The 23,635-nt window shown below is 31.5% G+C and carries 23 protein-coding genes; 4 read left to right on the top strand and 19 right to left on the bottom strand.

The window, feature by feature from the left end; translation table 11 throughout:
• Positions 1–113: 113 nt before the first annotated feature.
• Both D1816_RS12700 and D1816_RS12695 read right to left on the bottom strand, forming a co-directional pair.
• Entirely contained in the window at positions 114–314 is a 201-nt protein-coding gene (locus D1816_RS12700; RefSeq protein ID WP_066317252.1) for a dodecin family protein, read from the bottom strand.
• Between the two features lie 124 nt (positions 315–438).
• Positions 439–1,344, bottom strand: a complete 906-nt coding sequence (locus D1816_RS12695) for a NifU family protein (protein WP_066317249.1) — start codon at positions 1,342–1,344, stop codon at positions 439–441.
• Positions 1,345–1,597: 253 nt separating this feature from the next.
• On the opposite strand from D1816_RS12695, the gene D1816_RS12690 reads away from it, so the two are divergent.
• A complete protein-coding gene (locus D1816_RS12690) occupies positions 1,598–2,620 on the top strand; it encodes a type IX secretion system membrane protein PorP/SprF (protein WP_118503292.1) in 1,023 nt (340 codons plus the stop codon).
• 39 nt (positions 2,621–2,659) lie between these two features.
• Here D1816_RS12690 and D1816_RS12685 read toward each other — a convergent pair whose 3' ends face one another.
• Entirely contained in the window at positions 2,660–2,998 is a 339-nt protein-coding gene (locus D1816_RS12685; RefSeq protein WP_066317245.1) for a hypothetical protein, read from the bottom strand.
• A gap of 710 nt (positions 2,999–3,708) precedes the next feature.
• Here D1816_RS12685 and D1816_RS12680 point away from each other — a divergent pair.
• Complete coding sequence (locus D1816_RS12680) at positions 3,709–5,016, top strand: phosphatidylserine decarboxylase (RefSeq protein ID WP_118503290.1); 1,308 nt, start codon at positions 3,709–3,711, stop codon at positions 5,014–5,016.
• A gap of 107 nt (positions 5,017–5,123) precedes the next feature.
• On the opposite strand, the gene D1816_RS12675 is transcribed toward D1816_RS12680, so the two are convergent.
• The 10 genes from D1816_RS12675 to D1816_RS12630 all read right to left on the bottom strand — a co-directional run bounded on the left by D1816_RS12675 (position 5,124) and on the right by D1816_RS12630 (position 14,009).
• Positions 5,124–6,266, bottom strand: a complete 1,143-nt coding sequence (locus D1816_RS12675; RefSeq protein WP_120702389.1) for an NAD-dependent epimerase/dehydratase family protein — start codon at positions 6,264–6,266, stop codon at positions 5,124–5,126.
• A gap of 63 nt (positions 6,267–6,329) precedes the next feature.
• The gene (locus tag D1816_RS12670; protein ID WP_118503286.1) at positions 6,330–7,391 is read right to left on the bottom strand and encodes an AraC family transcriptional regulator; all 1,062 of its coding nucleotides are present in this window, start codon (positions 7,389–7,391) and stop codon (positions 6,330–6,332) included.
• Positions 7,392–7,537: 146 nt separating this feature from the next.
• Positions 7,538–7,999 carry a hypothetical protein gene (locus D1816_RS12665; protein WP_118503284.1) on the bottom strand — a complete coding sequence of 154 codons (462 nt, stop codon included), beginning with the start codon at positions 7,997–7,999 and terminating at the stop codon, positions 7,538–7,540.
• A gap of 7 nt (positions 8,000–8,006) precedes the next feature.
• The gene (locus tag D1816_RS12660; protein ID WP_118503282.1) at positions 8,007–8,552 is read right to left on the bottom strand and encodes an HD domain-containing protein; all 546 of its coding nucleotides are present in this window, start codon (positions 8,550–8,552) and stop codon (positions 8,007–8,009) included.
• A 231-nt stretch (positions 8,553–8,783) separates the two neighbouring features.
• Positions 8,784–9,407, bottom strand: a complete 624-nt coding sequence (locus D1816_RS12655; RefSeq protein WP_240338696.1) for a helix-turn-helix transcriptional regulator — start codon at positions 9,405–9,407, stop codon at positions 8,784–8,786.
• Between the two features lie 88 nt (positions 9,408–9,495).
• Positions 9,496–9,966, bottom strand: coding sequence for a DinB family protein (locus D1816_RS12650; protein ID WP_118503278.1), 471 nt, complete (start codon positions 9,964–9,966; stop codon positions 9,496–9,498).
• Between the two features lie 131 nt (positions 9,967–10,097).
• The gene (locus D1816_RS12645; RefSeq protein ID WP_118503276.1) at positions 10,098–10,613 is read right to left on the bottom strand and encodes a hypothetical protein; all 516 of its coding nucleotides are present in this window, start codon (positions 10,611–10,613) and stop codon (positions 10,098–10,100) included.
• The gene (locus D1816_RS12640) at positions 10,610–11,398 is read right to left on the bottom strand and encodes an alpha-ketoglutarate-dependent dioxygenase AlkB (RefSeq protein WP_118503274.1); all 789 of its coding nucleotides are present in this window, start codon (positions 11,396–11,398) and stop codon (positions 10,610–10,612) included. Before D1816_RS12640 ends, D1816_RS12645 begins: the two co-directional genes overlap by 4 nt.
• Positions 11,399–11,412: 14 nt before the next feature.
• The gene (locus tag D1816_RS12635; protein WP_240338692.1) at positions 11,413–12,636 is read right to left on the bottom strand and encodes a hypothetical protein; all 1,224 of its coding nucleotides are present in this window, start codon (positions 12,634–12,636) and stop codon (positions 11,413–11,415) included.
• A 200-nt stretch (positions 12,637–12,836) separates the two neighbouring features.
• Positions 12,837–14,009 carry a VWA domain-containing protein gene (locus tag D1816_RS12630; RefSeq protein WP_066317811.1) on the bottom strand — a complete coding sequence of 391 codons (1,173 nt, stop codon included), beginning with the start codon at positions 14,007–14,009 and terminating at the stop codon, positions 12,837–12,839.
• A gap of 220 nt (positions 14,010–14,229) precedes the next feature.
• Here D1816_RS12630 and D1816_RS12625 point away from each other — a divergent pair, with 220 nt between their 5' ends.
• Positions 14,230–16,443, top strand: coding sequence for a histidine kinase (locus tag D1816_RS12625; protein ID WP_233565213.1), 2,214 nt, complete (start codon positions 14,230–14,232; stop codon positions 16,441–16,443).
• A gap of 21 nt (positions 16,444–16,464) precedes the next feature.
• Positions 16,465–17,196: a LytTR family DNA-binding domain-containing protein gene (locus D1816_RS12620; protein WP_118503268.1), complete on the top strand. Its 732-nt coding sequence runs from the start codon at positions 16,465–16,467 to the stop codon at positions 17,194–17,196.
• A 4-nt stretch (positions 17,197–17,200) separates the two neighbouring features.
• Here the strand turns inward: D1816_RS12620 and murI are convergent, their stop codons facing one another.
• The 6 genes from murI to D1816_RS12590 all read right to left on the bottom strand — a co-directional run bounded on the left by murI (position 17,201) and on the right by D1816_RS12590 (position 23,580).
• Positions 17,201–17,992 (bottom strand): glutamate racemase, encoded by a 792-nt coding sequence (gene murI, locus D1816_RS12615; RefSeq protein ID WP_118503266.1) that lies wholly within the window; start codon positions 17,990–17,992, stop codon positions 17,201–17,203.
• Positions 17,993–18,076: 84 nt separating this feature from the next.
• Positions 18,077–18,586, bottom strand: coding sequence for an OmpH family outer membrane protein (locus D1816_RS12610; RefSeq protein WP_066317214.1), 510 nt, complete (start codon positions 18,584–18,586; stop codon positions 18,077–18,079).
• A 52-nt stretch (positions 18,587–18,638) separates the two neighbouring features.
• Positions 18,639–19,493 carry an OmpH family outer membrane protein gene (locus D1816_RS12605; RefSeq protein WP_066317211.1) on the bottom strand — a complete coding sequence of 285 codons (855 nt, stop codon included), beginning with the start codon at positions 19,491–19,493 and terminating at the stop codon, positions 18,639–18,641.
• 36 nt (positions 19,494–19,529) lie between these two features.
• Positions 19,530–22,154 (bottom strand): outer membrane protein assembly factor, encoded by a 2,625-nt coding sequence (locus tag D1816_RS12600; RefSeq protein WP_082832521.1) that lies wholly within the window; start codon positions 22,152–22,154, stop codon positions 19,530–19,532.
• 4 nt (positions 22,155–22,158) lie between these two features.
• The gene (locus D1816_RS12595; protein WP_066317207.1) at positions 22,159–22,896 is read right to left on the bottom strand and encodes an isoprenyl transferase; all 738 of its coding nucleotides are present in this window, start codon (positions 22,894–22,896) and stop codon (positions 22,159–22,161) included.
• A 3-nt stretch (positions 22,897–22,899) separates the two neighbouring features.
• On the bottom strand, positions 22,900–23,580 hold the full coding sequence (locus D1816_RS12590; RefSeq protein WP_066317206.1) for a DUF6089 family protein: 681 nt from the start codon (positions 23,578–23,580) through the stop codon (positions 22,900–22,902).
• Between the last annotated feature and the right edge of the window lie 55 nt (positions 23,581–23,635).

Here is a 23,635-nt window from a genome sequence, read left to right as displayed (position 1 = left end):
TCCCAAGAATATTAGGATGCTTTGCTTTATTATACAATAAAATACGATTTTCTTACTATTAAGTAGGTTAGAAAACCAAATCAAGAATAATTTATGCAATTCTTAATTTGAAATTATTTTATCTCAAATGATACTTTAAGATTAACTCGGTATTCAGAAACTTCACCATCTTTTACCATTACTTTTTGATCAGAAACCCAAGCAGATTTGATGTTTTTTACTGTTTTTGAAGCTTGTTTAATTCCACTCTTAGTAGCATCTTCCCATCCTTTTTCTGAACTAGCTATAATTTCAATTGTTTTTACTATTGCCATTTTAATAATTTTTTAGTTAATATTTTAAAAGAATCTCTAAGATACGAGATACTTTAGTTTTTTTAAATAAAAACCGATGTTCTTTTGGCAATTTTTTCGATGTAATTAAAGGTTAGTCGGTAAACTACCCATTTATTGCTTCTACATATTCAACTTTGCCTTTCAACATTTCTTTTAGCATATTTTCTATACCATTTTTTAAGGTAAATGTTGAAGAAGGGCAACCACTACATGCGCCTTGTAAAACTACTTTCACACCTTTGCTTTCTGGATCATAAGAATCAAATAAAATATTACCTCCATCACTTGCAACAGCTGGTTTAATATATTCTTCAATAATATTTACAATATCTTTAGAGACATCGTCAAGTTTTTCGAAGTCTACATCTGCTTGTTGTTCCGTTTCTGTTTTAGATGTGGTTGCATTAGCTGATAATACTTCTTTGCCCTGTTCTAAATAGTTGCGTAAAAATTCTCGTATCTCAATTGTAATGTCATTCCAATCGGCCATATCGTATTTATTGATAGAAATGTAATTTTCATCAATATAAACCTCTTTAATAAAAGGGAAATGAAATAACTCTTGAACTATAGGTGCTTCTTTAGCATCATCAATGCTTTTAAATTCATGCCCTGCCGTAACAAGTTTTTTATTTGCTACAAATTTAAGTACAGCTGGGTTTGGAGTGCTTTCTGCGTAGATCGTTATTGCCGTTTTTTTAACAGTCTCTGTCTCGGTAATCACCTCTTGACCACTATCAAGATATGTTTTAATTTGGGCCGCTACTTCATCTTGAACATCAGACCATTCTACAATATCATATTTATCTATAGCAACAAAGTTTTGTGCGATAAAGACTCTTCTTACAAAAGGTAAATAAAATAATTGTTGGGCTAATGGAGAACTCTTTGCCTGATCTATATTTTCGAATTCATAACTAGTATGTTGCGTTAAGAAGTAGTTAGCTTCGAATTTAACTATACTAGGGTTCGAAGTAGCTTCAATCTTTATTTCAAAATTCTTTTCCATGTGCTAATTTTTGGCAAATTTACTAAAAAGCAATACGATAACATTATCCTATCCCAACTACTAACATTTTTTAACTTATTGTACTTAAAAAACTTAAAATATTGGTTTCTGACAAAAATTTATATCTTTGGAGAGATCAAAAAGTAATGGTGTAATTAAAAATTTGTAGTGAAGCCCCACAATATAAACTGTTTTTAGTAGTTTACATTTAATTCACTAACTCTATTTTAGCCCCGTAAAAGATAGTGCCCAAATGAACTTAAAGACAACTTATGTAGTAGTATTACTTTTGTTTTCCCGAATTGTTTTTGCGCAAGAGGGAATTCCTGTATTCGCTGACTATTTATCTGATAATTTATATTTGGTGCATCCTGCCATGGCCGGTGCTGCAAATGCAAACAAAATTAGACTAACCGCCAGGAAGCAATGGTTCAATGTAGACGATGCTCCAAATTTACAAACGTTAAATATGAGTACAAGAATCGGTGAGAAAACGGGTCTTGGTGGAATTGTATTTAAAGATGAAAATGGGCGATTCTCCCAAACAGGAGTGTACGTAACTTTTGCTTATCATTTATTATTTTCTAGAGATCGGTCGGACTTAAATATGCTTTCCTTTGGAGTAAGCGGGGGATTTATTCAATCAAATGTTGATCTAAGAGGACTCGATGATCCCTCTGATCCTGATCCTGTTATTTTAGATAGAGTACAAAAAGATTCATATTATAATATGGATGTAGGGATGTCATATAACTATTTAGAGTGGTATGCACATTTTACAGTTAAGAATATCTTACCTACAACAAGAGATATTTTCAATAATGATACACCCATTACAGAGTCTAATAATCAACGAAGGTATATTTTCTCATTAGGAAGATTTTTTAATTTAAGAGGTGGTCCTTGGAGTGTTGAGCCTTCTGTAATGTATCAAGCTACTGATCAAACTAAAGAAAGTACAATTGACGTAAATGCCAAGTTGTACAGAGAATTTGAAGTTGCAACGCTTTGGGGGGGACTGTCATACAGACGTAGTTTAGATGGTGCAGAATTTTCTCAAGATGGTTTTTTAGTAGAAAACCAACAATTGCAATATATTACCCCATTTCTTGGAGTTAACTACAAACAATGGATGGTGGGCTATACCTATAGTTACCAATCTAATTCTGTGGTACTAAGTAATGGAGGTTTTCACCAGCTTACACTAGGGTATGATTTCGGAAAGCGTAAAGAAAGATGGAATTGTGATTGCCCTGCGGTAAATTCGAAAAACTAAATAAGTATTAGGACATTTTATTTGATTAAAATGCAAAGATTACATTTCAAGTAACGTAGACTCACCAGAGCTATGATCTTTACAGGTCCATTTCCAAAATTCTTTAAGCAAAATTTTACCACCAATAGTAATTTCGGGATATGATTTACACTCCCCTGTCATAATTTCGTTATTGAGATTAATGTGATGATATACAAACTCTAAATGATCATTAACGATCTTACCAATTAAATGACCTTGTACTATTTGACCTCCATTATAGGATGCCCAAACTACATTTTGTTTTTGATAGTATCGAAAAATAGTTGCAGAAGATACCTCCGCATTATTAGTGTTTGAAATAGATGTAAATCTTTTGTTGTTTAAATTAATTTTCATTTTTTTTGATTTACACGCAAACTCAAAGTATAGGTTATAACGAAAAAAGGAAAATTCTGGTTATGAAACAAAAACAACAATACTTTTTCTAAGAATTTGCCTTTGAAAAGTGCTCTCTATTAGTTCTTTATAGTAAATGAAATTGTTACTGCAGTATTAGATATAGAGTGTTTAAAGGTCGTATTGTCACGTAGACAAAGTAGTTCTGGGATTGTAGTTTTTGTGCTGCATAAATTGGCCTTTATATAGATCGCTTTTATGTCGATGTTCTATTTGTAAATATGGTAAGATCCTTTGTCTGGTGATATATCATCTTAGCAAATTCAAAACCATTTCTATCTTAATTCCTTTTATCTCTAGACAGTTATGAAACATATTGGTTTTATATTTTTAACTCGTTTTAGAGCAATAGAATTAATTGCTCATTTTAGGTTTAATGCATTGTAAGAATATCCCAAATAATAAGTAGAATTACACTACGTTTTTACAGTGGTCATTAGATGTAAGTGTTTATTTAATAGTGGTTTGTGTAGTAATTGATGTGTAGTGAAATACAATGAAATAAAATTTCTGAACACTTCTTTTTAAATTTAGGCGTAATCAAAAAAATAACAATTTAGATTAAGAAATACATTCCTTTTTTGATTATGAATAGCGGAATCCGAAAAGCTATTTTTAAATAGAGTAGGTAAGTATAACAAATTTGAAAAATGGCAGACACATTAACATTCGAAGAAGTAGAAACTCTTAGTTTAAGAAGAAATGTTCACACTTCGGTTGTAGAAAAATTAAAAGCACTTCTTGATAGCAATAAAGAAATGCGTTTGGCGTTATTGGCTTCTTTAGAAAAAGCAAACTTTTTGGCTCAAAAAAATCTTAACCCTGATCTTTATAAGGCCATAAATGAGGAGTTTAAAGGAAATGGATGGCCTATTACCATTCCTACATACTTAGACTATCTAGATTTATACGTACGACTTGTCCCAAATGAGAGTGACAATCCCAATTATCCAAATGCATGGAAAAGTGATGGGAAACAAAATGGATACAACCAAAAGGTATATGATCTGTTATGCCAGTTTTACTGGCTTGTAGATCAAAAAGTAGAAGGGAGTAAGCATACCATGCAGGATTTTGAAAAGTTTGCTGCCTGGTTGGTTGAGTTTGCAAAGGCATGGGGTAGTTTTCTTGATACTCCACCATCATTAACAAAAGAAAGTTTGCATTCTTTTAAATACGACACGATGTATAATTATCCTTTATATTCGGATAATGAGAAAAGTTGGAATACTTTTAATACATTTTTCTTTAGAGAATTTAATAATGCTCATCCAGAGACAGGAATAACACCGTTACGTCCTATTGCAGAACCGAAAACGAATACAACGATTGTTGCGCCGGCAGATTGTACTTTTAAAGAAGATTACCCTATTGATAGTAACGGAAATGTACTGGATGAAAGTGGTGAAAAAACAAGAGTAACATTTAAAAAAACACATAGTATTGGAACCATCGATGAATTATTAAGTGATAGCCCATATGCTAAGGATTTTTATGGTGGGACTTTTGTGCATTACTTTTTGAGTCCGTTTGATTATCATCGTTTTCATACACCTGTTAGCGGTAAGATTTTAGAGATCAAAGCGATATTAGGTAAAGTATACTTGAACGTAAATATGACCGAAGATGGGCAATGGGATGCTCCCGATGGCGCTACTGATGGATATGAGTTTACGCAAGCTAGAGGATTGGTTATTGTAGATGGGGGTGATGTAGTAGGTAAAGTAGCTATCCTACCTATAGGGATGTGTCAGGTATCGGGTGTTGAGATGTATACAGAACTAGAACATAAAACAGTGGTCAAAGGACAAGAGTTTGGTAAATTTAGGTTTGGAGGATCTGATATTATCATGTTGTTCGAAAAAGATCCTAGTGATCTATATATGTTCAAAAAAGACCCCGGACATAATCCAATTCATTTTCAGTATGGTCAGACTGCTGTGTATTATAATAAATAATTAAAATGTAAACTTAAAAGTTTGTTACTCCTTGTTGATTTAACATTGAGATGCAATAAAAGGGTGAATCGGTTAAACTTGATTTCACCCTTTTACTTATAATGCTTCTATCTGTTTAGCCATTTTTGTATAACTTCTTTTTCTTTTTTGGCAGAGTAATATTTTACTTGTTTCCCGTTTATGATTTCTCCAAATTGAACATCATCATTTGGATATCTACTTTTGTATCCATTTATTTGATCAGTAATCATATTGACCATAGGTCGATTTACTAATCCTGCATTGATAGCCTTTTGAACATTGAAATGATAGAATCCTTTAGGTTTTTGTCTCCAGAAGGGAACTATTTTATACGGAATTAATTCATTTTTTATAAAAAAATCACCATCAATCCAATGCATTTTTTCGGGAACTTTGGTAGCATGAATAAGACTAGATACATAATCTTTAAAAGGTGTTGGATGATATGCAACGTTGTATGATCCATAGGTCTTGGCTATCGAGCATTGCAAAATAAAATTAACTAAACTTTTTATGTCAGTAACTTGCATGTGATGGTTTTCTTCATAAGGCAATGCAATAGTTCCTCCTCTATAAAATCTAACAGGCCAAAAGGGTTCAGCATCTGGATTTCCTAGTCCTCCAACTCTAAAATCTCTCATGCCGTGGGATCGGTATATGGTAAAATTATTAATTCGCTCTCTAATAGCTTCTTCAGCAAATGTTTTTCTTATGGCATATCTAAAATCTTCGCTTATAGTTCTTGGAGATTTAGGAAGTGGGTTTAACGGTTCGGTTTCTACAATAAATTTTTTATCCCATTTATCATAAACAGAGATCGAAGATATATAGTGATAATGTCCAAAACGACCTTTAAACTCGTCAAGGAAATCTGCAACTGATTTTGGAGACTTTTGCCATGTGTCAATAACAACATCCCAATACGTGTCTTTATATTTTTGAGGTATTTCTTTCAGCCCTTTTTTATTTTCTTTTTCTCGGTCGCAAATTATAATTGGTAGGTTTTTAAAAAGGTGAGGATTAGTTTTTCCTCTGTTTAATAAAGTAACTTGATACCCGGATGTCAAAAATGCTTCAACAATAGAAGGGCCCAGAAAACCTCTTCCACCAAGGATGAGTACTTTTTTATTTTGTGTATTCAGTAAGTTAAACCCTAAGGCATCTAGTGGGTTTATAAATGTGCATAATGAGGCCGCTCCGACTGTTTTAATAAACTCTCTTTTATCCATATGATTCATTTTATATCTGAATACAAAAAAAAGAAGTTAATTGGAGGTATTGGAACCTCTTAATTAATCAGTACTTATTTCTTTTTTGAATTGACCTGGAGTTTTGCCTATATTTTTTTTAAAGTTAGAAAAGAAAGCAGATTTAGAATTAAAACCACACTCATACCCTAAACCTTCTAGAGTGAGATTTGTTCCTTCTTGTATTCTTTGCACTGCATAGGCCACTCTTTTTGAATTTACTAAGTCATAAAAAGTAGTATTCATTTCTGAGTTTATAATTTGTGAAAGGTGATGTTTAGGAATTTGTACAGATTCTGATAAAGTTGTTAATGAAAAATCAGGAAGGAGGTAGGCATCATTGTCCTGAAAGAAACGATTAATTGTATTGGTAAATGTATTAATCTCGCCATTTTTTAAAGGACTGTGTTTGTATTTTTTATCTTGTGCGATCATATTTAAGTGTCCTTCTGGTTTGTAAACCATACCATATTTTAATCCGTAAAACCCGATAACAATAATCAAGATTACATAACGTAATCCATCTAGAAATTCAAAATATGCAACTCCTACAATAAGTTCTGTTGCAAGTCGTATCATACTAACTCCAGTACTAACTAAAAATATAAATGCGATTATCCTTATCCAAGAAAACTCCCAGATACTATTGTCGGCTATATTGGTTTTTAATAAAGTAATTTTTTTGTGATGCACATATAGAATGTATATGGGATAAAATATCAAAGAAATTAATTTTACGATAAGAATTACAATTTCCCATAACTGCTCTTTTTCTTCTTTAATAAAAAAACTAAGAATGGTAAAAAATGCAAAAGGAAACAAGTGTAGTACTTCTACTTTCTTAATAGGTATTGTAAAGATTGTTTTTGCATAAAATAGAAAAAGCGGACCATGTAAAAAACCAATGGTCATTATACAGATTTCGATACTTTGGGTTGGGTTTGTTTTTTTACCTATTCCTAACACTAAATGAACAAAAAATATGATAAACCAAGAAAACAAAACCCAATCAGGTGACTTTCTTTGCTTTTTTAAAAGAATGAGCAGGGCGAACAAAATGCATTGGATTGCACCGATTCCAAAAATTATAACTAATGCATTTGACATTTTAAAAGGATAGATTTACTTTATAAATATACAATACTGATCAATTTTTAGGAGCTAATCATTTAATTATATCAAGTAGATAAAGTACAAGAATAGGGTTATGCGCTACCTTTAATTTATATCTAGTACTTAAATAAAATTATAATCTATTCAAATTTTAAGCTTAGTTCGCCATTTTCGGGTATTACGTTCCACTTTTCACAAAGCAGATCAAATTCTGATTTCATTTCTATTATGTCTGTTGTATCCATATTAGGTACTGTAATGTTACCAATACTTTTTGCCTCCCAATGTATTAATTGGATGTATTGATCAATATTTGCGGCACCAGAACCAATAGATTGAAGATTTCGTGACATTATTTCGGATAACCAAGTTTCTGATTCCAAGTTTTTAATAATGTCCTTATCAGATAATTCAGTAATTGTCATACCTGATTTTATTTTTCCATAAAACCCATTTTTCATCTTAAACCTTTTTTCAATAACATAATGAGCAATATCATGATTAGGAATGTCAGGTCCTAAATTTTCAGAAGTTATGGTTCCATCTACTCTTTTGCAGGTTAATGTATTTCGGTTTTTACCTTTTGTTATTATAATTTCCATTTTATGATTAGTCTAATTCACTAATTTTTGCATTGTACTCCTTAATTTTTGTTTCTAGTCGTTTGTTTAAATACTTGTTTTTATTTTTTAACTCAAAGGATATTAACTTAGCTTCTTCATAGTATTTAACTACTTTATCTTTTGACCAATGCCCTGGAGGAGACTGTAAGTTGGTAATTCGATCTGCTATTTTGACGATCCCGACTTCTTTTTGCAATTTGTTTATACGAGCTAAACTGTCAATCATTCTTTCTTTTTTAGAATGTATTTTTTCATTTTTTGTTAGTGCTAGTACAGCTTTTGCTATAGATTCATCAAACGTAGATTTGATTTCTTCGTAGTTTGTATCAGTATCTTCTATTGTATCATGTAAAATAGCGGTTTGTATGGCAAAATTAAGATCAAAAGAATTGTCAAAATTATAGGCAAGTAGTACTTCCATGGTGACATTAGAGATATGTACAAGGTAATTGGCATTTGTTCCGGGAACTTTTTGTTCACTATGTTTTTCTCCAGCAAATTTAATAGCCTTTTGATATAGTTCTTGCGTCATAATAATATTTTACAATGAATTTTTTGCGCAGTTTTTGCAATGTGTTGATTTGTTTTGTTCTTCCATCCAATTAAAAATACTAAAGTTTTGAATTTCTATGGAATCAAAGTGTTATTTTTTATTTTTTTGATTGAACCGGAAGGATAAACCATGGAATGATCTATTGTATTTTGAGTATTGATTTGGGAAATCAGGTTTGGTTATTTTTTTAACATTTTATCATAAAAAACATTATACGTCTATATTTAATCTATTCTTTAATTCTTTTTTTCCAGTTGAAGTCATTGTTAACTCTCTTGAGTTTGCCTTTTTACGTATCCAATCTTTTTCTATCATTGTTTCAAGGATCGAAGCTCCTAATGCTCCTGCAATATGATGTTTTCTTTCGCTCCAATCTAAACATTGAAAAGCGAAAGAACGTTTTTTTTGTTTAATAGCATCAATATCTATACCCAGACTGTTAAACCATTTTTTTCCTGAATTTGTGACCTTGTAATCTTTGCCAGAAACTTCTATGATTTTATGATTTAGTAGGGCATTTGTTATTTTAACACCAACACTCCCTGCGATATGATCATAACAAGTTCTAAAATAGGTGAAGTCGGTTAATTTGGGGGCTTTAGTTTTTTTATACTCTTTTGTTAAAGAAATTAAACTGGCCATAGATTCTATAACATGCGCAACTTTGGCGTTAGCAAGTTTATAATATCTATGACGACCTTGTTTTTCTACGGTTAATAATTGGACTTCTGTAAGTTTAGTTAAATGATTACTAGCCGATTGCCTAGAAATATTTGCACTTATTGCCAATTCGGTTGCTGTATATGCCCTACCATCAAGTAAGCTCCATAAAATGATAGCACGAGATTTGTCTCCTAAAATAGAAGCTATTTTACTAAACTGATTTTCTAATTCTTCGATGATAGTGTAGTTTTGTATTTGTTTAATCCCATATTAATGGCCGGTTAACGCCTAATGTTCTTAAATATCCTAACATTTGACCTGTATGTACAGATTCATGATAAACGATTCTATTTAAATAATCTCCTAGGTTTTTACTTTGACCTACTTCTCTTCGTTCGATCCTGATAGTCTTTAAATCAGATGCCGTTAAGTTCTGAATCATAGAAATGAAATCTTCACGATACTTTTTAGCAATGGCAAGCTCATTTTCTAAATTAGAATATTCTAAATCCATCCAAGGAGATTTATAATCTCCTAAATCCCCTCGATTTTTTATAATAGTATGAAACAAATGTTCGGTTTCAAGTGTGTGTCTAATCATTTCAAGAATTGAAAAGGCTTTTTGATCGGGTTTCCAGTTTAAAAATTCATCAGGGATACCCTTCCATAACTTTATACTTCTTCGTCTTGTTTCTGAAAAATTTAATAGTATAATTTCAATTGAGTTCATATGCTACTTTTAAAAATATCGTTATTTATTCGGGTATAAAAATAAATGATGATTTTATGCAATAGTTCATTCTTGAATGTACTGTGGTTTTGAAATTTGATAGGATACTACTATATGAAAGACTTTATTGTTTAGTTTTTTAGTTCTTTTTTAATGATTTTTTCTAAGTTTTTTAAATCTTCTTTAGAAGTATTTGTTTCTATAAAAAAGGGAGTGTTGGTTATTTCAGAGCCCATATAAGATGCGATTATTAATTTATTTTTAATTATCAGACCTATTTTAGCTCTTTTTTTCAGAGCAATTTTTGACATGTTTTTTATTTCATTTTCTCCTTTTGGATCTAATTTGAATAGTAAACCGAAACGTTTTTCGACCTTACCAAAAATTTTATTTTTTACAAATGAAATTTTTACTTTCTCCAGAGCATGAATAGGAATTTTAGATTTTGATTCTATAAAGTAATATTCATTAGTTCCTTGAAGAATTCGCTTAGTACCTAAAGAATCATTTAATACATAAAACCCAGAAGCTAAAAAATCAGATTTAAGTAGTGATTTGTTAGAAAAAGGTTGCGCATCTTTATTCTTTGTTAGACCAAAAGTGGATAAAAGAAAAACGAAGCATATTACTTTAATTGTAAGGTTCATGTTTTTTTTGGAGGTAAGGTATCTGCCAAACTCAGAGTGTAATTAAGTTGTGGATAGATAAAATTCATGTTTTTGTTTTCTTCTCCTCTTAATTTAAAAAATTCTTTTCTTTGATTTTCGTTAGCCAATTTTAGAACCTCCCTGTTAGGAAAATATGGAATGTCATCTTTGAATTGAATAAATGTATTTGACTTACGAAAAGTTATTCCTAACCATCTATTATCATAAGCTAACGGCTTCATGCCTTTTACTTGTTCTAAGACAATCTTGTGAAGATATTTTGAGTTTGTTGATACAGAAAACAATATCACAGAATTATGAGTTAATAAAATTTCTGACTCTTCATTTGTTTCTTTGTCTTTGATTTTGAGTTTTCTAATAGATTGTTCTGAAAGCTCATCAGGTCTTTCATAACAAGAGAAAAGCGCAATATAAGAGTCCTTGTCTACATCAAGACATTGATCAGAATGATATTTCATTTTTGTGTAATTCTGCTCATATATTTCGATTAAGGCATTGTTAAAATCTAATGAAGATAGTTCAATATCATCAACACCTGATTTAATACTATCAATGATTATTCTATGTTTTGAAGAAAATATATAGGCTGGGATATTGTAATTTGTAGTGGTTCTAACTAATGGAATTCCTTTATCATCTTGGCCTACTAAATGATTACCAACCCTTCCTTTTCCGGTTACTTCAAACTGAATTGAATTTGAAAACTTATTAAATAAATTTTGCTCTAATGGAAGTACTATTTTATGAAATCCAATTTTAGTCATTATATCTAAAATTATTAATATATCGGTTTTTGGTAGTCTCCTGAATTCATACTAAAATGAATTTTTCCGTAGTCAACAACTTTTTCAGATTTATTTTCTTTGTAATAAGAGTCTCGCAAATTATTCATTGTTTTACTATTCATCTGCTCGAGCTTTATCAAATCGCCATTTTCTTTTATGTATGTTTGATTATTTGTAAAGGTAGCTTCTAAGTTAGAACAACGTATGATGTAGCCCATTCTGACAGGAATTTTGTCAATATTTAAAACAGAAGGTTTAATTTCATGTGTATATAATCTATTTGTAGATAGTGGAATTAAAAATACAGAATTAGGATATAAGGTTATACTAAACTCTCTTTCTAAAGAATCATCATTTACTGTGTTTTTCAGTTTAAATAGAAGTTTCGTTAATCCACTAGATTTTTTGTAACACCAATCAAACTTATCTGTTTTAGAGGGGGTTAGTTTTTCGAAATTAGTGCTGTCATAAAAAGTACAAAAAGCAATCAATCCTTCTTTGGGCATATCTTTGGTTTTATCTGAATGTGCTTTTATTTTTGCTTTTATTTCTTTGGAGGTATTTTCATCTTTTTTCTTGTTCAGATAAATTTGCGCTAAAACATGATTTAATTTGGTGTTTTTTTCAAAATCAAATTGTATTATATCATTTAGTGAATTTACAATTTGATCGTCAGTTTCTCGGAAATTATCAGTTGGTCCAGTTAAGTTACTAGAGCACCTTAAAAGCCTAAAATGTAATGCTTCCTTTTTGTCTTTGATGACTTTAGTTAAATAAATTCCTTTTCTTAACGCCATTGATTCCTTATTTGATTCTGTCAAATTTTGAAATTCATGTTCAGATTTAATTTTATTGAAGTAATCAATGTTATCAAAAAAATCTCTATAAAAAACACCTGCATTATGTATATTAGTTGGGACTTTACCAAGACTTGTAATTTTAAAATTCTTTTTAACTATGTTCTCATAATTAAAGGATAGTTCTTTGATTATAAGAACAGTGTCAGTTTCGTGTTGTAACTGTTCAATATGCCCAATGGCATACACTCTAATTTTATTAGATGTCTTTTGAATTTCCGAAATGCCTTTTACTACTGTACCACAAAAATTGTGTATTAAATATTTCAAATCTAGAGAATCATCATTTTGATCTGATAAGTCTATTAAGAAGTTTCTGTTTTTCGAGATTTGATTTTCAGTGTTTAGTTCGGTCATCATATGTAAGGTTACGCTATGTTTTTTTAATTGTGGGTTACAATTGTATATATATATAAAAGTACATATATTTTCGTTTGTATGCATTGGTCCCTATTAAAGTATAACTATTATCGAGATTGGTATTTAGATATACCTAAAAAGAAACACCACTAAAAATAGTAACATTTCTAGTGGTGTTTTTTCCAATTAATGAATATGAATTATTCCTCCCAACTAAAAGACTTTTCTTTGCCTTGTTTTTTTATTGCATTTAATAATGCGGTTTCTAAGTTCGAGTCATTTTTCTTGCGATTATTTTTAAGATAGGTAATACGCTTTTTATTGAGTTCTTGTATTTTCTGCTGAATCTCTTTTCTGTCTTTGCTTTTCTTTGCGATATATTGTTTTAATTCTGTTTTAGATTTTTCTTTAAGTTCTTTAGGTAGATTGTCTTTAGCGACTTCTTCTACTTCAAAAGATTCGTCTTCTGCGGCATCAATAAGGTCCCAACTTTTATTTTTATAAAATCCAGAGCTTTTACTTACTGCTCTGCTTACGGCATTGGCTTCACTATAGGCGCGAGCATTGCTGTCTTGTGCGACTTGTGTGCTTCTTTTTTGAGCGCCATTGCTACCATAGTAGATATAAGTGTCGTTTAATTTATGATTAAGATCTAAGATAATATCATCATATGGTGTAGCAATATGTACTGTAGCTCTATTGTGATCAATGGCTGTATATTCACCTCTAGTCATATCAGCTCCATCTTTCCAACGGGTATCGACACCTTGTCTAAAGTTGCCACAAAAAATAGTGTTGATAGAAATATCTTTTTCTACAGCATCAGTAGCTGCATCCTTATAATTTACTGGGCCTTGTGTAAAAGGTTCATTTCCGGCTATAAATATTAACTTAAGATGGTCATTACTTTTTTTCCAATTTAATTGATTAATCGATGTGTTGATTACCTTACCACAATATTCATTTCCGCCATTTGTGGTTAAGGCAAAAAGTTCTTTTGAAATTTCATCTAAATCATTAGAAAATGGAAGTACCTGTCGTATAAAACCTTCTTGAGATGGTAAACCATCATTTCCGTACTCGTATAACGCAATTTCTAATTGTATACTATGGTGCCCACATTTGGCATAAGAAAGCTCATTCACAATCTCCCATAATTGTGCTTTAGCTTGATCGATAAGACCATCCATACTGTTACTGGTATCTAATAATAATGCTACCTGTATATTACGCGTATTAGGGTCTGTTTTTATCGTTTGTATAAGATGATTGTCATTGTTGTTAAATAAAAGCTTAGCATTACTTTTATTATTCGCTGTACAAGAAATGCTAAATAGTATACTAGCAATACTCCAAATATAAAATGTCTTCATTGTTTCCCTTTTTTTAATTTGAAGTAAAACTAGATGCATCTTTTTTGATATAAAACCTATAATGAGGGATTGACGATGATAAATGAGTGAACACGTATTTCTAATTAGTAAAAAACCTTTTTTAAGAACAAAATGTCCTGAAAATCAGTTAAACCGTAGGATAAGGATTTTATTATCCCATTTAAATGGATTAAGTTTATCCTATTCAAATAAGAATAGGATGAAGAAGATAAGCTTGATGATGATTTGTCTTTGGCTACTACCTGCATTGGTTTTAGGGCAAGAAGATACACGAAGTAGGGCAACATCAAAGTCAATGAGTATTAAGGGTTCTGTAAAAGAACAAAGTACTCGAAAAGGAATTAAAGATGTTGAGGTCACAATACTAGGAAAAGGAACTGTTAAAACAGATGTTTTTGGTGATTTTAGAATAGAAGCAAAAGTTGGAGATGAACTAGTAATAAGTCATGATGATTTTGCCACTGTACGATATACTATTAAAGATGGGCAACGAATAGATATCGAGGTAAAAGATAATCCTATACAATCAAAATCAAAATCAATCTCTAAGCAAAAAAGAGAAGTAACCTATAGAGACAATTTAAATGCTGCAAAAAAAGAGCTAAAAAAAGATGCATCAACCAGTATTGGGTATATTACAAATGCATTAGAAACTATAAGAGATGATGATCCCGCTGGAGCAAGTAAAAAAGCAGAACTTTTTGAAACTCTTGCAGATATCTATAATTTTTGGAAACAACCAGATCTTGCTGAGAGTAATTATCTAATTAGTTTAAAAAATAAATATAATACTGATGTAAAAATTAAATTAGCAAGCGCGCAACTTGAAAGTAAAAATTATCAGGCGGCTCTAAATACTTTTAAAGAATTATTAAAATCACGACTTTCGAGTAACCAGAAAATTTTAGTGTATGAAGGGATAGGAGATAGCTATGTTGGTTTACAAAATACTATAGAAGCTATCACAAGTTATAATAAAGCACTATCATTAAGTCAGCGTAAAAAAAATGATACTAAAGTCATAGGATTAAACTCTAAGCTTGCGGGCTTATTACAACAACAAGGAAATATTATAGATGCCGAAGAATATTTAGATAATTCTGTACAGCTAGCACAACAAAAAGACAAAAAAACATCAGCACGACAACGTAGTGTCGCAGCAGATTTTTATAATAAAAGTAGTAGCTATGATAAAGAAATACAATTACGAAAAGAAGCACTAGAAGATATAAAAGATATTAAAGTTGTAAAAGATTCTGTGCAACCATTAGATGACGATAATGCATTAACCCCACAGGTACAAAATTATAAAATAGCAAATGCTTTTGCCGCTCAAGAGAAGTATGATGAAGCAATCACGTATCTTGATGAGAGTATAAAAGAAGCAGCTTCTAAAAATGATCTAATTGTTCAAAAAGATGCAACTCGAAAGTTAGGAGAGGTATATAGAGAAAAAGGAGAATTAGAAAAGGCTTCTGATGCTTTTAAAGAATACGAAGTGATTATCGATAAGCTGTATGTTCAAAAAGACCAACAAATCTCACAAGCAGCTCGTTTTAGTAGGGAATTAGCCCAACGCGCAAATAGAATCACAACGTTAGAGAAGGATAGAGAATTAAATGAAACAAGATATAAATTGGCATTTGCTTCTCAGGAGTTGGTAAATCAACAAAGTCTAAGACAGCAAATCATAATTTATTTTTTGATTGGTTTGACTGTTTTACTATTACTTGCGGCATATTTGATGTATCGCAATATGAAACAGCAACGATATGCAAATAATCTTTTAGCACTTAAGTCATTGCGTTCTCAAATGAATCCACATTTCATTTTTAATGCGTTAAATTCTGTAAATACATTTATAGCAACAAGTGATGAAAGAACAGCTAATCGATATTTAACCGATTTCTCAATTTTGATGCGATCAGTATTAGAAAATAGTGAAGAAGATTTTATACCCTTAGAAAAAGAAATAGAACTGCTGCAAGTATACGTGCAGTTAGAACACTTTAGATTTCAAGATAAGTTCGATTATACAATTGATGTAGATCCTGAGATTAATATAGATCAGTATATGATTCCGCCGATGTTACTACAACCCTATGTAGAAAATGCTGTATGGCATGGGTTACGTTATAAAACAGAGAAGGGCATGTTATCTATAAAATTTCAAGAAATAAACTCGGACAGTATCGAAATTACTATTGTCGATGATGGAATTGGACGTAAAAAATCTAAAGAATTGAAAACATCAAATCAAAAAAGACAAAAATCTAAAGGAATGGGAAATATCAAAAAGCGAATCGCTATCCTTAATAAAATGTATAAAGACAAGGTTGACGTTCTTGTGTCAGACCCAGAAAACAATGCAGAAGGAACGCAAGTGAAGTTAATTCTCAAAAAAGAAATTTAAAAATATTGAAAATATATATTCATGAACTTAACAGCAATCGTAGTAGATGATGAAGCAAATAGCAGAGCTATTATTCGAAACTATTTAGGAAAATATTGTCCATCAGTAACTGTTCTTGGCGAGGCAGCGAGTGTACAGGAGACGATTACATTACTCGCGCAACATACACCAGATGTGTTATTTCTTGATGTTGAGATGCCATACGGAAATGCATTTGATTTGTTAGAGCAAGTACCAGATCGTTCTTTTGAAATCGTTTTTGTAACGGCCTATGATCATTATGCAGTAGATGCATTAAATGCACAAGCCACTTATTATTTGTTGAAACCCATTGCAATAGATAATCTAATTAAGGCTGTGGACCATGTAAGTCATATAAGACAAAGAGAAAAAGAACTTCAAGATGCAGTTTTGATACCAAAAGTAACTACGACAGAGGGCAAGATTACGATACCACAACAAGACGGATTTGAGGTGTTAAAAATCTCTGATATTTTATATTGTCAGGCAGATGATAATTATACTAAAATCTATCTTGATCAAGGGCAAAAATTAGTAAGTAAAACATTAAAGTATTTTGAAGATTCTTTAAGGACTGAAGGTTTTGTTCGAACGCACAAAAGCTTTCTGGTTAATGTTAGTAAAATTACAAGGTATAGAAAAGGAAAGGGGGGGAGTATTGTCCTTTCTTCAGGAAAAGAATTAGCAGTGTCTTCTTCTAAAAAAGGGGTGCTCTTAGATTACTTTAAATAGTAATTTAGAATACTAAAGTGCTAATGTCATAGTTTATTTCAGGATTAGTTTGCACTATACTTTTTAGCGTCTCAATACTGCCATTTGTATGCAGGATATGAGCTCCTGGATTTGTATTTAACGTTAATAAATTATTTGATTGTAGAATACTTTTAGTCTGCTTGGCAACAGCTTCTCCAGAATCAATAATCTTAACTTGTTGAGGTAGCATTTGTTTTAGAATAGGAATAAGATAAGGGTAATGACTACAACCTAGAACCAAATAATCAATATTTTTATCGATCATTGGTTTGATATACGAATATAGTAACGTATACATTTCTTTGGTTTTAATTTTTCCTTCTTCTATTAACTCTACCAATCCTGTTCCAATGACATCGATTACTTCTATATTTTGAGTATACAAATCAGATGTTTTAGCAAATAATTCACTTGATAATGTTCCTTTTGTGGCGAGTACTCCTATTTTTTTTGTTTTAGAATTTAACGCGGCAGGTTTTATGGCCGGTTCTATACCAATAAAAGGAATCTGATATGTGGATCGAAGTTCTTTTATAGCATTTGTAGTAGCCGTATTGCAGGCAACAACAATAATTTTACAATTAAGTGATAGTAACTTTTCTGTGTTTTTAATACTTAATTTAATAATTTCATCTTTACTTCGTCTACCATAAGGAGCGTATTTACTATCAGCCAGATATATGGTATTTTCATTAGGCAACACTCTTGTAATTTCTGTCCAAATAGAGGTGCCTCCAACTCCAGAATCGAATATGCCGATAGGGTGATTTTGCATGATTGAAATATAGTTTGTGCCAAAAATAAAAAAACAGTAAGAAGCGTCTTACTGTTTTTTTATTTTTTGTTGAAAGTAAAGGTTTTAGATACCTAAATCCTTTTTTACATCAGCCGTTAGGTCTTTACCATCGGCCATGATTACTCCAGTTCCTGTAGTAGAATCTAATACATATTGAAATCCTTGTGCTCGTGCTACTTTTTGAATAGAAGTACGTGCTTTTTCATAGATTGGTTTCATTAACTCAATCTCTTTTTTCTGAAGATCTTTAAGTGCATTTTGTCTGTAATCGTTGATGCTTTTTTCTGTAGCCTGAATTTCTTGCTGTCTTTTTAGATTTTCTTCGTCAGTTTTAGTTTCAGCTTCTGCAGAGTATTTTTTAATAGTGTTTTGCAACTCTAAAACCATATTTCTGATTTCAGCATCATAAGTTTTGTTTAGTTTTTCAATTTCACTCTTAGCAGCTTTAAAAGCAGGCATAGATTCTACAAGTGCTTGTGATGCAATGTGAGCTACTTTAGATTGAGCGTTTACAAAACCTGATGTCCCTATGATTAATGTAAAAGCTATTAATAATGTCTTAAATTGTTTCATTTGTAAGTAAATATTAAAGGTGTTTAAATTTAAAAATTAATGTTCTGACTTGTTATTCGTTTCCTCCATCCTCAGAACCTGATGGAGCCTCATCTTCTTTTAATTTATTCTTTTCATTTTTTAGCGCATTAATAGAATCTTTTTTTCTTTTCTGCAATTCTAATAACTGTGCTCTTCTAGCCTCAAATTCTTTTTTCTTAGCCGCTCTTAAAGAATCTCTTTCGGCTTTACGTTTTGCTAAAAGTTCTTCTCTTTGCGATTGCTTTTGTTTTATTGCTCGTTCTCTATCGCTTACTTCTTTTTCTTGTTCGACATTTCTTTCTTCTGCTCTCTCAAGATTTTTCTTTTCTTTTTTGGTATTAAGTTGCTTTCTTTTAGAAGCTCTATTTAATCTTAATAAAACCTGATCACTGATATCATATCGATCAGCAGAGTATAGCATTACAAGATCTGATGATTTATCAAAAACAAAATCGTATTTTTTGTTCTTTGCAATTTCTTGTATAGCAACAAAAACTTGATCTTGTACAGGTTGAACTAATCTTTTTTTCTGAATAAACAGATCTCCATTAGGTCCGAATCTTTTTTGTTGATATTCTAAAATCTCTTTTTCTTTAAAAAAAATATCTTCTTCTCTTTCTTCAATTAATTCTTTTGTTAATAAGACCCTTTCATTATTTAGGTCCTTTCGCATTTCTTCTACATTTTTTAATTCTGCTTCAATCTCTACCTTCCATTTTTGGACTTTTGTTTCGAGATCAGATGAAGCTTCATTGTAATCTGCTACATTTTCAAGAATATAATCCATATCGATGTAGCCAATTCTAATTCCTTTCTGAGCATTTAATGATTGCGTAAGCGATAACCAACCGAAAGTTGCTAATAGTAAAAGAACCTTTGTTTTCATAACTTTGTGTGTTTATAGAAATAATCGTGCCAAAACTTAAAACTGTTGTCCTATAATAAAGTGAGTCTCCCAACCATTAGGGCTATTGCCCCTTCCAGGAATTGGATCAAACCCATAACCGAAATCTATACCTAATAGTCCAAAAGCAGGCATAAAGATACGTATTCCTGCTCCAGCAGAACGATTTAATTGAAAAGGATTAAAGCCTTTAAAACTATCATAAGAAGCACCACCTTCTAAAAACCCTAGCATATAAATTGATGCAGCAGGTTTTAGTGTAATAGGATAACGAAGTTCTAACGAATATTTATTATAAATTGTTGCACCATCTCCATCAAATTCTTGATTATTTGGTCTGCTTAATGGTATAAGAGATTGATTTTCATACCCTCTAAGTGCGATTACTTCTCTTCCATCTAGACTAGTCGCCCCTAATCCGTCTCCTCCTAGGAAAAATCTTTCGAATGGAATATTACCTCTCTCGTTGTTATATGCTCCTAAGAAACCATATTCAGCACTACTTTTTAATACCAATGGTTTGTTTCCAATATTAACCAAACTAGTGTACCACGCGGCGTCAAATTTAAGTTTGTAGTACTCTAACCATTTGAAACGTTCCTGATCAATTTCACCTATTTCTGCACTTTTTTCCTGACGTATAATAGGATTTGTGCTAGGATCGTTTATTTCGTCTTCTAGAGTTGCTCTACGGTCGGCTAATTCTCCATAATCCTTTCCGTCAAAAAGAGAATAAGGTAATGATAGTTTAGCCACAATATTAAATTGAGATCCACCTACAGGGAAAATAGGGTTAACGGTAGTGTTATTTCTACTTAGCCCTATTGTATAAGCAATATCATTTGAAGATCCGTTACCAAAAGTAAATAAACGAGTATTATAATTTTTTAGATTATAATGTCTAATACTTAAGGATTGTGATAATGTGAAATAGTTATCAGGCCAGTTTAATCTTTTTGCAATACCAATAGATCCTCCTGTAATTAAAAATTTACTATCTCTATTAACATCTCTATTTCTTTGATCAAATAGAAACTGGATGGTATGTGAGAATGAAGTAGAAAGTTGATATGGTCTTTTTCCTCCTAACCAAGGCTCTATAAAAGAAAGACTATAAGTCTGAAAAAATCGACTTGCCTGAGCTCTTAATCTCATGGTTTGACCATCTCCCATAGGTAGGGGAGTGTATGCTTTTCTATTTAATAGGTTTTTTATAGAGAAATTGTTAAAAGCCAGACCTAACGTACCTATAAAGCCACCGCCTCCAAAACCACCTTGAAGTTCTATTTGACTTGATCCTTTTTCTACAACAGGAAATTCTATGTCAATAGTTCCCGCTTGCGGATTCGCATTTTTAAATTGTGGTTCTAATTGTTCAGGATCAAAAAATCCTAATTGTCCGATTTCACGAACTGTTCTTACAACAAGATCTTTACTGTATACCTGACCAGGTTTTGTTCTTAAAATTCTATAAACTACATGATCATTTGTTTTATCATTTCCAGTAATGGTAATATGATCAAAGTGAGTTAGTTTTCCTTCACGTATTCTTACTTCAAAATCAATAGTGTCGTTATAAACTCTTGTTTCTACAGCATCGATACTAGAAAATAAATAACCATTATTTTGATATAAGTTAGTTAGATCATTTGCATCAGGTTTTGTGTTATCTGCTATCTGTTTTTCAAGTAAGACACCATTGTATACATCTCCTTTTTTAATTACTAATTGTCTAGCTAATTGTCTGTCTGTATAAACGCTGTTTCCTAAGAAATTTATATCTCCGAAATAGTAACGATTACCTTCTTCTACGTTAATGTTAAGAGTAATGCTGCTATCGTCCTCGACTATTAAAGAGTCTGAAGTAACACGGGCATCTCGATACCCTTTTTCTTTATATTTTGAAACGATATTATCTTTATCTTCTTGATAATCAGTTTTTATGTATTTAGATCTTTTCCAGAAACGGTACCATTTTTTTTGTTTCGTATTTTTCATAGCACCTCGTACTGCATTGTCGGATAGCTTTTCGTTTCCTTCAATATTAATATGATCGACTTTTACTCGATCTCCGCGGTCTATTCTAACAAGCATGTTCACTTTGTTGCTAGCAACGGTATCTTTTACAGCGGTAGTATTGATGACTACTTTTGTGTTAAGAAAACCTTCTTTTCTGTACTTGTTGGTAATAAAATTACGTGTAGTAGTAAGTAAGTTTTCGGTGACTTTGGCACCTTTAGTAAGTCCATTGTCCTTAATTAACTCTGCTGCCTTAGATTTTTTTATTCCTTCAACTCGGGCTTCTTTTAATTCAGGAACTTCTTTGATATTGATTTCTAAGTCGGCTACTTCTCCTTCAATATTTGAAATATAAAAATTGATGTCACTAAATAACTCAAGATCCCAAAGTTTCTTGATGACTTTACTTATTTTATCTCCTGGTAAAAAAATACGTTCGCCTTTTCTTAAGCCGGTAAAGGTGATAACAGTTTTTTCATTATAACTGGTTATTCCTGTAACTTTTATTTCTCCGATAATATATTCTTTCCCATTGGCACTTGGTACATTTTGTGCTAAAACTGAGGGTGAAATTATTAATAAGGCGAGTAACGTAATATACGTAATAGGTAATTTTTTTATCATTTCTTTAACTGAGCTGCTCACTAGTTTTTCCAAATCTTCTTTCTCTTTTTTGATAATTTAATACGGCTTCGAATAAATCTGCTCTTTTAAAATCCGGCCATAAAATTTCTGTAAAATATAATTCTGCATAAGCAATCTGCCATAATAGGAAATTACTAATACGTTGTTCTCCACTTGTACGTATTAATAAATCCACATCTGGAAGGTTTTTAGTGTACAAATGCTCATTAATGACTGATTCATTTATGAGATGTGGCGAAATTACACCATTTTTAACTTTAATACTTATTTCTTCAATAGTTTTTATTAGCTCCTCTCGACTTCCATAACTTAATGCAAGAGTAAGCGTCATTTGGTCGTTAGATTTGGTTTTTTCTATGACTTCAAGGAGTTCAATTCGGGCTTTTTCGGGCAAAGATTGTAAGTTTCCTATTGCGTTTAGCCTAATATTATTTTTCTGAAGAGTTTTAATTTCTTTTTTAAGCGAGCTCACTAGAAGTTTCATGAGCGTTTCTACTTCGAGTTTTGGTCTATTCCAATTCTCGGTAGAAAATGCATACAATGTAAGGTATTTTACACCTATTTCTGCACTACTTTCTACTGCTTCTCTTACAGCTTTGGTTCCATTTTCATGGCCAACAGCTCTAAAAAAGCCTTTCTTTTTGGCCCATCGTCCGTTACCATCCATAATTATGGCAACGTGCTCTGGGATATTAGAGTTTAATTGTTTTTTATCTACCATTTTTTAGAAAGAACAATAACAGGGTATTCTCCCCCAGGTATACGATAGTGTAAACCCGGTAAACATATACCAGTCATTGTTATTTAAGTTACCAAATCCATCTCCAAATCTACTGTCACTAGGATCACTACCGTCAAGATTATCTGTAAACGTATATCTTGCTCCTATTTCTGCTCCAATGACTAAGTCTCTTCCTAAAGTTTTTTTGATTCCTAAAACCATCGGAATTGCAAAACTCCATTTGTCACTTACAGCATTAATTTGATTATTAGTGTCTAAAGCTAAAGAGTTATAGTTAAAAGCAGTAATACCAGTATAAAGATACGGAGTAATTTGGGGTTGGCCATCATAAAGAAACCAATCCCAGAAATTAAATTCCATACCCACTGATAATTCTTTTACAGAATTATCAAAACTGAGTCCTCTTTGTTTCCTTCTGTCATCTCCCTTACTGTCATCACCACTAATTTTGGCATATAAAAAAGAAGCTCTAAATGCATGACGCTTACTTCTATTCCATTTTCCAATGGCGCCAAAAGCGATATCGCTAGGTGCGATATAGTAGGTAGATCCAACATCGCCTATGTAATTAGCTCCTCCAACCATCAAGCCTACTTCGTAGGTTTGCGATGTCATAGTTTGTATAAAAAACAGAACAAATATAAATGATGTTAAGTATCTCATAGATTTTCAAAAGTTTGCAAATATAACAATTAACTTTAGTACACAAGAATTTGAG

Origin of the sequence: Aquimarina sp. AD10, assembly GCF_003443715.1 — a bacterium.
In the GTDB taxonomy this organism is placed as follows: domain Bacteria; phylum Bacteroidota; class Bacteroidia; order Flavobacteriales; family Flavobacteriaceae; genus Aquimarina; species Aquimarina aggregata.
This window is presented reverse-complemented; position numbering and strand designations above follow the sequence as displayed.

Coding starts and splice junctions, on each gene's coding strand:
- D1816_RS12630 (WP_066317811.1), bottom strand. CDS start 14,009: ATGAAGACATTTTATATTTGGAGTATTGCTAGTATACTATTTAGCATT.
- D1816_RS12625 (WP_233565213.1), top strand. CDS start 14,230: ATGAAGAAGATAAGCTTGATGATGATTTGTCTTTGGCTACTACCTGCA.
- D1816_RS12645 (WP_118503276.1), bottom strand. CDS start 10,613: ATGAACCTTACAATTAAAGTAATATGCTTCGTTTTTCTTTTATCCACT.
- D1816_RS12605 (WP_066317211.1), bottom strand. CDS start 19,493: ATGAAAACAAAGGTTCTTTTACTATTAGCAACTTTCGGTTGGTTATCG.
- D1816_RS12685 (WP_066317245.1), bottom strand. CDS start 2,998: ATGAAAATTAATTTAAACAACAAAAGATTTACATCTATTTCAAACACT.
- D1816_RS12600 (WP_082832521.1), bottom strand. CDS start 22,154: ATGATAAAAAAATTACCTATTACGTATATTACGTTACTCGCCTTATTA.
- D1816_RS12610 (WP_066317214.1), bottom strand. CDS start 18,586: ATGAAACAATTTAAGACATTATTAATAGCTTTTACATTAATCATAGGG.
- D1816_RS12690 (WP_118503292.1), top strand. CDS start 1,598: ATGAACTTAAAGACAACTTATGTAGTAGTATTACTTTTGTTTTCCCGA.
- D1816_RS12700 (WP_066317252.1), bottom strand. CDS start 314: ATGGCAATAGTAAAAACAATTGAAATTATAGCTAGTTCAGAAAAAGGA.
- D1816_RS12670 (WP_118503286.1), bottom strand. CDS start 7,391: ATGTCAAATGCATTAGTTATAATTTTTGGAATCGGTGCAATCCAATGC.
- murI (WP_118503266.1), bottom strand. CDS start 17,992: ATGCAAAATCACCCTATCGGCATATTCGATTCTGGAGTTGGAGGCACC.
- D1816_RS12650 (WP_118503278.1), bottom strand. CDS start 9,966: ATGAACTCAATTGAAATTATACTATTAAATTTTTCAGAAACAAGACGA.
- D1816_RS12660 (WP_118503282.1), bottom strand. CDS start 8,552: ATGACGCAAGAACTATATCAAAAGGCTATTAAATTTGCTGGAGAAAAA.
- D1816_RS12635 (WP_240338692.1), bottom strand. CDS start 12,636: ATGATGACCGAACTAAACACTGAAAATCAAATCTCGAAAAACAGAAAC.
- D1816_RS12665 (WP_118503284.1), bottom strand. CDS start 7,999: ATGGAAATTATAATAACAAAAGGTAAAAACCGAAATACATTAACCTGC.
- D1816_RS12590 (WP_066317206.1), bottom strand. CDS start 23,580: ATGAGATACTTAACATCATTTATATTTGTTCTGTTTTTTATACAAACT.
- D1816_RS12620 (WP_118503268.1), top strand. CDS start 16,465: ATGAACTTAACAGCAATCGTAGTAGATGATGAAGCAAATAGCAGAGCT.
- D1816_RS12595 (WP_066317207.1), bottom strand. CDS start 22,896: ATGGTAGATAAAAAACAATTAAACTCTAATATCCCAGAGCACGTTGCC.
- D1816_RS12675 (WP_120702389.1), bottom strand. CDS start 6,266: ATGGATAAAAGAGAGTTTATTAAAACAGTCGGAGCGGCCTCATTATGC.
- D1816_RS12695 (WP_066317249.1), bottom strand. CDS start 1,344: ATGGAAAAGAATTTTGAAATAAAGATTGAAGCTACTTCGAACCCTAGT.
- D1816_RS12640 (WP_118503274.1), bottom strand. CDS start 11,398: ATGACTAAAATTGGATTTCATAAAATAGTACTTCCATTAGAGCAAAAT.
- D1816_RS12680 (WP_118503290.1), top strand. CDS start 3,709: ATGGCAGACACATTAACATTCGAAGAAGTAGAAACTCTTAGTTTAAGA.